This window comes from uncultured Parabacteroides sp. (assembly GCF_902493135.1).
In the GTDB taxonomy this organism is placed as follows: domain Bacteria; phylum Bacteroidota; class Bacteroidia; order Bacteroidales; family Tannerellaceae; genus Parabacteroides.
In genome coordinates, this window is record NZ_CABUOD010000075.1 from 1 (window position 1) to 10,869 (window position 10,869).

The 10,869-nt window shown below is 46.4% G+C and carries 9 protein-coding genes; all 9 read right to left on the reverse strand.

Translation table 11 applies throughout. The annotated features are described in order from the left end of the window. Nucleotides 1-213: 213 nt before the first annotated feature. Nucleotides 214-1,851, reverse strand: a complete 1,638-nt coding sequence (gene groL / locus RDN79_RS18440) for a chaperonin GroEL (RefSeq protein WP_298547137.1) — start codon at nt 1,849-1,851, stop codon at nt 214-216. 43 nt (nt 1,852-1,894) lie between these two features. Further along, nucleotides 1,895-2,164: a co-chaperone GroES gene (locus tag RDN79_RS18445; RefSeq protein WP_005636683.1), complete on the reverse strand. Its 270-nt coding sequence runs from the start codon at nt 2,162-2,164 to the stop codon at nt 1,895-1,897. Nucleotides 2,165-2,387: 223 nt separating this feature from the next. After that, nucleotides 2,388-3,818, reverse strand: coding sequence for a glycoside hydrolase family 30 protein (locus RDN79_RS18450; RefSeq protein ID WP_298547130.1), 1,431 nt, complete (start codon nt 3,816-3,818; stop codon nt 2,388-2,390). Between the two features lie 63 nt (nt 3,819-3,881). Beyond that, the gene (gene hisS / locus RDN79_RS18455; protein ID WP_298547128.1) at nt 3,882-5,237 is read right to left on the reverse strand and encodes a histidine--tRNA ligase; all 1,356 of its coding nucleotides are present in this window, start codon (nt 5,235-5,237) and stop codon (nt 3,882-3,884) included. A 46-nt stretch (nt 5,238-5,283) separates the two neighbouring features. Continuing rightward, a complete protein-coding gene (locus RDN79_RS18460; protein WP_298547126.1) occupies nt 5,284-5,970 on the reverse strand; it encodes a zinc metallopeptidase in 687 nt (228 codons plus the stop codon). Nucleotides 5,971-6,093: 123 nt separating this feature from the next. After that, nucleotides 6,094-7,365 carry an adenylosuccinate synthase gene (locus tag RDN79_RS18465; RefSeq protein WP_298547124.1) on the reverse strand — a complete coding sequence of 424 codons (1,272 nt, stop codon included), beginning with the start codon at nt 7,363-7,365 and terminating at the stop codon, nt 6,094-6,096. Nucleotides 7,366-7,395: 30 nt separating this feature from the next. Further along, on the reverse strand, nt 7,396-7,854 hold the full coding sequence (locus tag RDN79_RS18470; RefSeq protein WP_308573343.1) for a Fur family transcriptional regulator: 459 nt from the start codon (nt 7,852-7,854) through the stop codon (nt 7,396-7,398). Nucleotides 7,855-7,914: 60 nt separating this feature from the next. Next, nucleotides 7,915-8,598, reverse strand: a complete 684-nt coding sequence (locus RDN79_RS18475; RefSeq protein ID WP_298547119.1) for a DNA alkylation repair protein — start codon at nt 8,596-8,598, stop codon at nt 7,915-7,917. Between the two features lie 8 nt (nt 8,599-8,606). Beyond that, nucleotides 8,607-10,670: a dihydrofolate reductase gene (locus tag RDN79_RS18480; RefSeq protein WP_298547117.1), complete on the reverse strand. Its 2,064-nt coding sequence runs from the start codon at nt 10,668-10,670 to the stop codon at nt 8,607-8,609. Between the last annotated feature and the right edge of the window lie 199 nt (nt 10,671-10,869).

Below are 10,869 nucleotides of genomic sequence, written 5' to 3' on the forward strand. Positions count from 1 at the left end.
CTCTCGACACACGCACCTGAAACGTGCGCGTCTACCAATTCCGCCACCTGGGCAATTCAGCACTTTTCAGTGAAGCAATCTCTCTCGATTGCGGTTGCAAAGATAGCAACATTTTTGAAACTGCCAAACAGTAACCTTACTTTTTTACGCAAAAAAACGGCCACCTCCCTTTCGGGAAGCAGCCGTTTCTGCGTTTATGCTTTATGGGAAGAATTACATCATACCGCCCATGCCACCCATACCCGGGTTCATGGCAGGAGCCGCCGGAGTTTCTTCTTTCTTTTCAGCGATCACACATTCCGTAGTCAGGAACATGCCTGCGATAGATGCGGCATTTTCCAAAGCTACACGTGTTACCTTAGCAGGGTCGATTACACCGGCTGCACACAAGTTTTCATACTTGTCTGTACGGGCATTGTAACCGAAGTCACCCTTACCTTCTTTTACTTTCTGAACAACTACCGCACCTTCTTTACCAGCGTTGGCAACGATCTGGCGCAACGGTTCTTCGATAGCGCGTTTAACGATTTCGATACCGGTTGTTTCGTCTTCGTTTTCACCCTTCATGCCTTCCAATGCTTCGATAGCACGGATGTAAGCGACACCACCGCCGGGAACCGTACCTTCTTCGATAGCGGCACGAGTTGCATGCAGAGCATCGTCGACACGGTCTTTCTTTTCTTTCATTTCTACTTCAGAAGGAGCACCTACATACAGTACGGCAACACCACCGGCCATCTTAGCCAGACGTTCCTGCAGTTTTTCCTTGTCGTAGTCGGAAGTCGTATTTTCGATCTGAGTCTTGATCTGGCCGATACGAGCCTGGATAGCTTCCTTATCGCCTGCACCGTTTACGATAGTAGTCGTGTCTTTGTCTACCGTAACCTTTTCAGCAGTACCCAGCATATCCATTGTAGCGCCTTCCAGCTTCAAGCCCTTTTCTTCGGAGATCACAACGCCACCGGTCAGGACAGCGATATCTTCCAGCATGGCTTTACGACGGTCGCCGAAGCCCGGAGCCTTAACAGCACAGATCTTCAAAGAACCACGCAGACGGTTTACAACCAAAGTTGCCAATGCTTCGCTATCGATATCTTCAGCGATGATCAACAGAGGACGACCGCTCTGAACTGCCGGTTCAAGGATAGGCAGCAAATCTTTCAATACAGAGATTTTCTTATCATAGATCAGGATATACGGATTTTCCATCTCGCATTCCATCTTTTCCGTGTTGGTTACGAAATACGGAGAGATATAACCACGGTCGAACTGCATACCTTCTACTACGTCTACTGTAGTTTCCGTACCTTTAGCTTCTTCTACAGTGATAACACCTTCGGTTTTCACTCTCTGCATAGCTTCAGCGATCAGCTTACCGATGGCTTCGTCACCGTTAGCGGAAATCTTGGCTACGTGTTCGATCTTTTCGAACTGGTCGCCTACAGCTTCAGACTGGGCAGCGATGCTTTCCACGACTTTAGCCACAGCTTTGTCGATACCACGTTTCAGGTCCATAGGGTTGGCACCTGCCGTTACGTTCTTCAGACCGACACCGATAATGGACTGTGCCAAAACGGTTGCAGTTGTCGTTCCGTCACCGGCATTGTCGTTAGTCTTGGAAGCGACTTCCTTAACCAGTTGAGCCCCCATGTTTTCAAACGGGCAAGCAACCTCAACTTCTTTAGCTACCGTTACACCGTCTTTTGTAATGTGAGGAGCACCGAATTTCTTTTCGATGATCACGTTACGTCCCTTCGGGCCCAGTGTTACTTTTACTGCGTTAGCCAATTCATCCACACCTTTCTTCAGAAGGTCGCGGGCATCCATATCGTATTTAATCTCTTTTGCCATAGTAATATATATCTTATATTTTTTTATTGTTCTTAATAATGAATTAGATAATAGCCAAAATATCAGACTGGCGCATGATAAGATATTTCTCGCCGTCCAGTTCGATTTCCGTACCAGCATACTTGCCGTACAGTACAGTATCGCCATTCTTTACAACCATTTCTTCATCCTTTGTTCCGTTACCAACGGCGACAACTTCACCCTTTAAAGGTTTTTCTTTTGCTGAATCGGGAATAATGATTCCGCCAAGTGTCTTTTCTTCTGCTGCAGCCGGCTTAATCAGCACTCTGTCTGCTAATGGTCTAATGTTCATCGTTGTATATTTTTTAGTTGTTAATAATATTACGTTAATCTTGTGCTTTCTTATCGCACGTAAATGCCTATGCGAATACTGTGCCAAAACGGTTGTCAGGGAAAAGACTGACAATTTTACACTCCGGACAGGCTGACAATGCAAATATGTCTGACAGGATGACCATCCTGCCACAAAAGGACTTCCCCATTACAACAAGAGAGTGAACGAGGAAGTTCAACTATCAGTCTATTAAAATAGTGGAAACGGACTGTGCCGGAAGCAACGGTCGATACACGCGGTTCCCGATACGGATTGAAACGGAACGGCTGTCATACCCTTCGTTCGCCAATACGATCACGATGGTTTCATCCGGATTGACAAAAGCAAGCAGATCGGTAAACGTTCCGTCTGTTTCCACCTTATGGGCACCGGGTTGGACATAGTGGCTCAGATGCTTCATTATATAATATTCGGGAGTAAAAGAATAAGTTTTATCAACAGGATCCACAACCACCAGCGAGTTCTGCGCCCACCCCCAACGGCTGATCCCTCCTTTCTCAAGGGAGATATTCCAATACATATAGGCAGAAGCGCCATTATCCAGGTAATGCCGCATCAGGTTCCAGGAATAGACGGCCCCTTTCCAGCCATTCAAACCGTCGCCACATTCCTGCTCCGTCTGGTAAAGTTTCAAATCCGGATAGCGTTCGTGTATTCCTTTTATCGCTCCCTTGCCGGCCCATTGGAAACCGACACCTTCTATATAACGACGGCAGACGGGATCTGACAGGATCGTATCGACCAACGCTTCGTTCTTGCGCTCGACAGTTCCAAACATGACTTCTACCTGCTGCTCCGCCATTGCCGGCCCTAAATAATTGCCGATAAAGTTTGCCAGCGAGACCGCTGTCCAGCAACAGCTCGGAAAGATTTGAGCGGAATTAAATTCATTCTGCGGCATGACGGCAAATAGGTTTATCCCCTGCTCCTTATAAGCTTGGATAAATTTGGAAAAATACAAAGCGTATGCCTGCAAATAGAGCGAATCCTGAATAAACATATCTTCCCCTTCGTGCCCAATCCTATCCGCCGGCAAGCCGTTCCGGTATCTTTCATCATAAGCCTCTCCGGTATAAGCCGAAGCATAATGCCTGTTATACTTCATCCAGGAAGGCGGACACCAAGGAGACGCCCAGATACGCAAGTCCGCATTATATTTCCGGGCATTCCGGATAAAAGGGATCAAGGTCTGCTGATCGTTCGCGATAGTGAAATTCTTCATTTCAAAATCACCGTCCGTCTCATCATAAGAATACCAGTCACGTGAAAAGTCATTTGCCCCGACCGGCATACGGCAGATAGTGAAATTAGCCCCGTATTCAGGAAAGAAAAGTTCCTCCATTATGTTTTCACGGTCGGCCGGATCCAGACGGCTCAAGGAAATCCATCCTAATTCATTGAAACAGGCGCCGAACCCGTCGATCTCTTGCAAGGGCTTATCCTTATATACGGTCACATCGATTGTCCGGACAGTATCAGCCGAAGCGGAAAGCAGATCGGGTTGTTCCTGCCAGAAAGCCTTCTCGGTCGTCGTCACCCAAGAGGCGCGAGGTTGGAATTTACAAGATGACAGACATAAAGCAATCGAGAGAATAAGACAAGGTATTTTCATAAGGATATGTATATAAAAAAAGAAGTGCCACAATAGAATCGCAGCACTTCCTTTACTTTTTTGTTAGAATCTTTCGATCAGCTCTTCTAATGTGACGAGAGACTGTTCACCTGTCAACATATTTTTCAGATTGATCTTACCTTCATTTATTTCGTTTTCACCGACAATCGCCACAAACGGAATCTTTTTCGTATCGGCATATCCCATCTGTTTTTTCATTTTGGCAGATTCGGGATATAGTTCCGTACGGATACCGGCAGCACGCACTTTCGAGATCAAAGGCAATAAATAATTTTCTTCCTTCTCGCCGAAGTTCACGAACAGCAGTTGCGTGGTCTTCAAAGAATCAGCCGGATAAAGTTCCAACTGGTTCAGCACATCGAAAATACGATCGGCACCGAAGGAGATCCCGACACCAGACACACCGTCCAAGCCAAACACACCGGTCAGATTGTCATAGCGTCCTCCCCCCGTGATACTTCCGATCTGGACATCCAACGCTTTTACTTCGAAGATCGCACCCGTATAGTAGTTCAGACCACGTGCCAACGTCAAGTCCAGTTCCAACTCAGCTGTCAGTTCCAACTTCCCGATGCGGTCCAGGATAAATTCCATTTCGGCAATACCTTTCATCGCTATTTCCGATGCGGCCAGTTCCTTTTTCAGGACAGCCAGCTTTTCACGATTCGTACCTTTCAGCATAATGATCGGCTGCAAACGGGCTATCGCATCTTCAGACAACTCTTTAGAACGCAATTCCTCATTTACATTATCCAGACCTATCTTATCCAGTTTATCAATAGCAACCGTGATATCGACAATCTTATCGGCTTCACCGATTATCTCCGCAATACCGGAAAGAATCTTACGGTTGTTCATCTTGATACAGACACGGATTCCGAAACGGCGGAATACTTCATCCATAATCTGGATCAGTTCGACTTCGTTCACCAACGAATCGGAACCTATCACATCGCCATCACACTGGTAAAACTCGCGGTAACGTCCTTTTTGCGGACGGTCGGCACGCCATACCGGCTGTATCTGGTAACGTTTGAACGGGAAAACGATATCATTACGGTGCTGTACCACATAACGGGCAAAAGGGACTGTCAGGTCATAACGCAAACCTTTCTCGCAGGCTTTCATTCCGAATCTTACGGCATTGCGCTCCGACAGTTCTTCATCCGTTATTCCGGAGAAACAATCACCGGAATTTAATATTTTGAAAAGCAACTTATCACCTTCTTCTCCATATTTACCCATCAGCGTAGACAGGTTTTCCATAGCCGGAGTTTCGATCTGCTGAAATCCGTACAGATGGTACACTTCGCGGATAGTATTAAATATATAATTACGCTTCGCCATTTCTTCAGGCGAAAAATCTCTTGTTCCTTTAGGGATAGACGGCTTTTGCATGATTCACTAATTTATTTATTCAGGTTGCAAAGGTAATGCTTCCTGTTTAATCCCGGCTTCTTCCACCCAGGAAAATCATGATATAATATAATAATGTAGCAAGCGAACCCAAAGCAGCCACTACATATGTATAAGCGGCAGAACGCAAGGCATCTTCAGCCTTGTCATGCGTATAAGCATTTGTGATACCGGCATTGCTTAACCAAGCCAAAGCCCGCCGGCTTGCATTGATCTCGACCGGCAGCGTAATGAAACTGAACAAAGTGGTCATTGCAAACAGGATAATACCAAAAAGCAATAACTGCGGGAATGTATGCAACAGCAACATCCCCCCCAACAAGACCCATGTCATAATATTGGAAGCAAAACTGACGACCGGAACCAAAGCCGAACGCATCCGGAGAGGCGCATAAGCCGTAGCATGCTGGACAGCGTGCCCGCATTCGTGAGCCGCAACGGCAGCAGCGGCAATACTATTACTGTAATAAACCGATTCACTCAGGTTGACGGTCTGGTTTGCCGGATTATAATGATCCGTCAAATGTCCGGGAGTGGAAATGACCTTTACATCATAAATACCGTTATCATGCAACATCTTTTCCGCCACATCTTTCCCTGTCATGCCATTCGGCATAGGAATCTTTGAATATTTCTCAAACTTATTCTGGAGTCTGGAAGAGACCAGCCAGCTAAGAAGGGCAAAACCGATAAATATAATCCAATACATGCTCATATTCTTCTAATTTATAATAGTTATACAAAATCATAAACGACAAAAAGCCTGCCAAAAACAAAAATGGCAGGAGATCATCCTTACGGGATGTGGTCTTCTGCCATTTTGTATTATTTCCAGGTTTTATTCTTCGGTATATCTGACAATTGTTTGCTCACGGTCAGGACCGACTGAAACGATCTTGATCGGCACTTCCAGCTCTTCTTCAAGGAAAGAGATGTAAGCATTGAACTCTTCGGGGAATTCGTCTTCGCTCTGCATCTTCGTCATGTCGACATTCCAACCCGGCATTTCCACATATACCGGTTCGATGCCTTCGTTGATTTCAAACGGGAACTCTGTTATTTCTTCACCATTGACTTTATAGGCAACGCAAGCTTTCACTGTTTCAAAGCCATCCAGCACATCACTCTTCATCATGATCAGTTTCGTCACACCGTTGATCATGATTGCATATTTCAGCGCAACCAGGTCAATCCAGCCACAACGGCGTTCGCGTCCGGTCACCGCACCATATTCATGTCCGATCTGACGGATCTTGCTACCAGTCTCATCGAACAACTCTGTCGGGAACGGACCGCTACCGACACGCGTACAATAGGCTTTAAAGATACCATACACCTCGCCGATGTTACGCGGGGAAACCCCCAAACCTGTACAGCAACCTGCACAAATCGTATTGGAAGAAGTCACAAACGGATAAGAACCGAAGTCGATATCCAGCATCGTGCCCTGTGCACCTTCAGCCAAAACAGACCTGCCTTCTTTCAGATAATTATTGACAACATGTTCGCTATCGATCAAACGGAACTGTTTCAGATAATCCAAAGCCTTGAACCATTGCGCTTCCAGTTCGGTAATATCATATTCATAATTCAGAGAACGCAGAATTGCTTCATGTCTTGCTTTTGCAGCAGCATACTTTTCATCGAAATTATGCAACAGGTCGCCTACGCGCAAGCCGTTACGGCTGATCTTATCCGTGTAAGTCGGGCCGATACCTTTACCGGTCGTACCGATTTTGCCCGAACCTTTCGCCGCTTCGTAAGCAGCATCCAATATACGGTGAGTAGGCAAGATCAAATGAGCTTTCTTAGAGATACACAGTTGTTGGGTCAGGTCGTGTCCGCTGGCAGCAAGCGCTTCCGCTTCCTGCTGGAACAACAACGGATCCAGTACGACACCGTTACCGATAACGTTTACCTTGCCTCCCTGGAAAATACCGGAGGGGATGGAACGTAACACATACTTTTCACCGTTAAATTCCAAAGTATGTCCAGCATTGGGACCTCCCTGAAAACGAGTTATCACATCGTAATTCGGAGTTAAAACGTCGACAACTTTTCCTTTGCCTTCGTCACCCCACTGCAATCCTAATAGAACGTCAACTTTCATCGTTTATATATTATATAGATGTTAATATTCTTACTTCTTCCGCTGAAGCCGGTATTTACATTTACTGCACAAGCCGTAAATATAAAGCGCATGATATTCCGGAGTGAAACGTGTCACCTTCAAATTGTCTACATCTTTTTTCAAAGTTGCATCCTTCAGCTCCCGGATCGCTCCGCATTTCGTACAGATCAGATGCGAATGGGTCTCCGCCAATATCCGCAATTCATACTGTACAGCCTGGGAAGTCAACTGATGGCGCACAATCATACCGCTGTCTACCAATACATCAAGCGTATTATAAACAGTCGCCCGACTGACATGAAAATTCATTTCCTCCAATTTCTGATGAAGCAAACACATATCGAAATGACCGGGGAAACTGCATATACACTCCAATATGGCATACCGTTCCTCCGTCTTTCGTAGTTTTTTCTCGGCAAGATACCTGGTGAACAGGTCTTGCATCTCTGTGTACTTTTTTGCATCCATCTTCAAGTTGCGACTCCACGCGACCGACAAAGTTAGCGCATTTATTTTAAACGCAAAGCCTTAACGGCAATATTCAAATTCAAATTTTAAATCATTATATATTTCCTGTCCTTCGGGCGTCTTCATAAATTCAGGGAATTCGTCGAACCCGCCCAGCATTTGCCGCGCCTGTTCCGCCGACTGCCTTCCATAAAATTTCATCGCTTTCACCGCAGCCTGCTTTTCTTTGAAAGTCGCCCCGAAATCAGGCCAGGCTACCGTACGCATACATTCCACAATAAATGCGGCCCTCACCGGTGCAATCAGTTCCTTTCCTTCCTTAAACAGTTCGGCCCAGACAAGATAAGCCACCGTACGTGCATATTCGTCTTCCACATTAAAAATCAGTCCGAGCAGCAGATTCTCCACATCCGGCAACTTATAAAACAAATTATGGCTGCACTGCTCCGCAATTTCCAAATAAGGGATTTCCTTCACCCATTGCCCCGCCTTCCGGGACGAGAATTCGTCCACCGGTTGCAAGAGAGAAGCCAAGATCTTGAATTCACGAATATCTTCTTTCCATAAAGCGGCAGCCAGTTCGGAATCCGGTCTATGCGTAGCGGCAACCTCTTTGATTTCAGGCAGAGGTACACCGAAATTCAATTTGTAGACAATACCTTTCTCCCTCATGCTGGTGGAGATCACACCATTCATCGCCAGGCGAAGCTGGGTCCGTATCTCTTTTAATTCATCTTCTAACATGTGCTTTATTATTCATTGTAAGACGGTAAAAACGAATACTCCTTACTGTAACGCAACATTTGTTCGGCATATCCTTCAGTATAATCCAACACAATATCCGTTACTTCTCCCTTATCGTCCTTGACTTCCTTCATCATAGGATTCACAAATCCCTTATACGGAGCCAGGTTCAGCTTGGCATAACGCTCCAGCACTTCGGCATGAAGAGCCGGATCGACCTTTACGGCATATTCTTCCACCAGTTTCTTTCCGGCGGCAAAATCGCCTTCGCTCTTGATACGCTGTACTTCCGCCAGCAAAGTTCCGAACAGTTCGCGCAGTTTGGCATAATCACCCACAACCACGTATGTCTTGCCATCCCGCCGTTTCAGTTCGATCACGTTATCGGCCTTTCCTTTTTCATACACCCATTTGGCGATCAGCTGGCGGTTACGCATATGGGCTTCTTCAATATTTTTGCCCAGCTCGATCCGGACCAGCTGCGTCATCAGGCCGTTCATTATATATTTATAATATTCGGCTTTATAGGCTTCGGCATCCGGCACAAGTCCGAGTTCCACCAGCTTGGCATCTCCGAGATAGTACAAACCGAAAAGATCGGCACGCGCCTCTTCCAATGTCGAACTGTATGCCTTCAAAGCATCCGGATCGGTATCGGGAAGCAATCTGCCGGAACCATGTCCCAGGCATTCATGCAAATCGGTATGCAGATTGTCGGTGATAAATCCGTATTTCTTCAATCCCTCGCGCTCCTTATCGCTCCAGACAAATTCTTCATTGAAGCCATTCCCCAGAGAAGCTCTGTCGTATGCCTCGGTGATATTCTCGATCGTAACGGATTTCGAACCATGATCGCGGCGGATCCAGTCGGCATTCGGGAGGTTTATACCGATCGGGGTTGCCGGATAGCAATCGCCTCCCAACATGGAAACCGTAATCACTTTGGCACTGACACCTTTCACCTTTTCTTTCTTAAACCGTTTATCTACCGGCGAATGATCTTCGAACCATTGTGCATTGTCGCTGATCACTTTCGTCCGCTTCGTCGCCTCCTTGTTTATAAAGTTCACGGTCGATTCCCAACTGGCTTTCATTCCTAACGGATCACCGTATGTTTCGATAAAGCCGTTTACAAAGTCGACCTCCGAAGCCGTATCTTCCACCCACAGGATCGAATAGGCGTCAAAGGTTTTCAGGTCGCCGGTCTGATAGTACTCGATCAGTTTCCCGATGATTGCTTTTTGCGCATCGTTCTCGGCAAAAGCCACGGCTTTCTGCAATTCCGACACGATCTTTTCGATTGCCGGCGAATAGAGGCCGCCTACTTTCCACACTTTTTCGACCAGCTTGCCGTTCTCTTTTACCAGACGACTGTTCAAGCCGTACGAGATCGGAGAAATCGTATCTTTCCCGGCTTTCATCCGGGCATAGAAATCCTCGACCTCTTCCTGGGTAACTCCTTCGCCATAATAATTGTTGGCCGAAGCCCGGATCAGGTCGACATCGCCACTTTGCACCGTACGTTTCGCCATCACACCCGGATCAAAGATCACAGGGCTAATCCCGGCGACAAACTGTTCCACCGTCTGCCCTTCACGTAGCGGAAGTGCGGAAGCCTCAACCCCGGAGACGCAAGTACGGAAGGATTCGGGAGTAAAGCCGGGAACGAATTTATCTTCCGCATAATGGTGATGAATACCGTTGGCAAACCAAACCCGCTTCAGATAAGTCTCCAAAGCAACAAACTGCGGATCTGTACGATCTCCTTTATAGCCGGTATAAACAGCCTCCAGCGTACGGCGGATCGGCAGATTATAACGGCAGTTCTGGTCGAACAGGATATCCCGGCCCATCTGGGCGGCTTCCGACAAATGGTATAATAATTGTTTCTGCTTCAAAGAAAGGGATTCGAATCCCGGAACCTGATAACGCAGTATCTGAAGATCAGCAAACTGATCCACGACATAATTGAAATCATCCTGTAGAGATGCACGGTCGTGTGTCTCTACCTTCTGCCCCGTACAGGCAGTCATAGCCATTGCAGTCATAAGCGATAACATTATATTTCTCATATACGAACTTTTAGCTTTTCCTATATTATTATTTAAAAGGTTCCCTCGCAAAGGTACAGATATTTCGGGAATTGTACAGGCTTATCCCTTATATTCGCACAAAATTAGCAGCCTGCCGGCAATTGTCGGTAAAGGTTCGCCCTGCAGACTTGCATCTATTTTATTCTCTGCAATACCGTATATGTTTTCGACAATGTCG

What these genes read in the sequence shown, in the direction of transcription:
- RDN79_RS18445 (WP_005636683.1), bottom strand. Translation starts at nt 2,164, where the DNA reads ATGAACATTAGACCATTAGCAGACAGAGTGCTGATTAAGCCGGCTGCA.
- RDN79_RS18480 (WP_298547117.1), bottom strand. Translation starts at nt 10,670, where the DNA reads ATGAGAAATATAATGTTATCGCTTATGACTGCAATGGCTATGACTGCC.
- RDN79_RS18470 (WP_308573343.1), bottom strand. Translation starts at nt 7,854, where the DNA reads ATGGATGCAAAAAAGTACACAGAGATGCAAGACCTGTTCACCAGGTAT.
- groL (WP_298547137.1), bottom strand. Translation starts at nt 1,851, where the DNA reads ATGGCAAAAGAGATTAAATACGATATGGATGCCCGCGACCTTCTGAAG.
- RDN79_RS18450 (WP_298547130.1), bottom strand. Translation starts at nt 3,818, where the DNA reads ATGAAAATACCTTGTCTTATTCTCTCGATTGCTTTATGTCTGTCATCT.
- hisS (WP_298547128.1), bottom strand. Translation starts at nt 5,237, where the DNA reads ATGCAAAAGCCGTCTATCCCTAAAGGAACAAGAGATTTTTCGCCTGAA.
- RDN79_RS18460 (WP_298547126.1), bottom strand. Translation starts at nt 5,970, where the DNA reads ATGAGCATGTATTGGATTATATTTATCGGTTTTGCCCTTCTTAGCTGG.
- RDN79_RS18465 (WP_298547124.1), bottom strand. Translation starts at nt 7,365, where the DNA reads ATGAAAGTTGACGTTCTATTAGGATTGCAGTGGGGTGACGAAGGCAAA.
- RDN79_RS18475 (WP_298547119.1), bottom strand. Translation starts at nt 8,598, where the DNA reads ATGTTAGAAGATGAATTAAAAGAGATACGGACCCAGCTTCGCCTGGCG.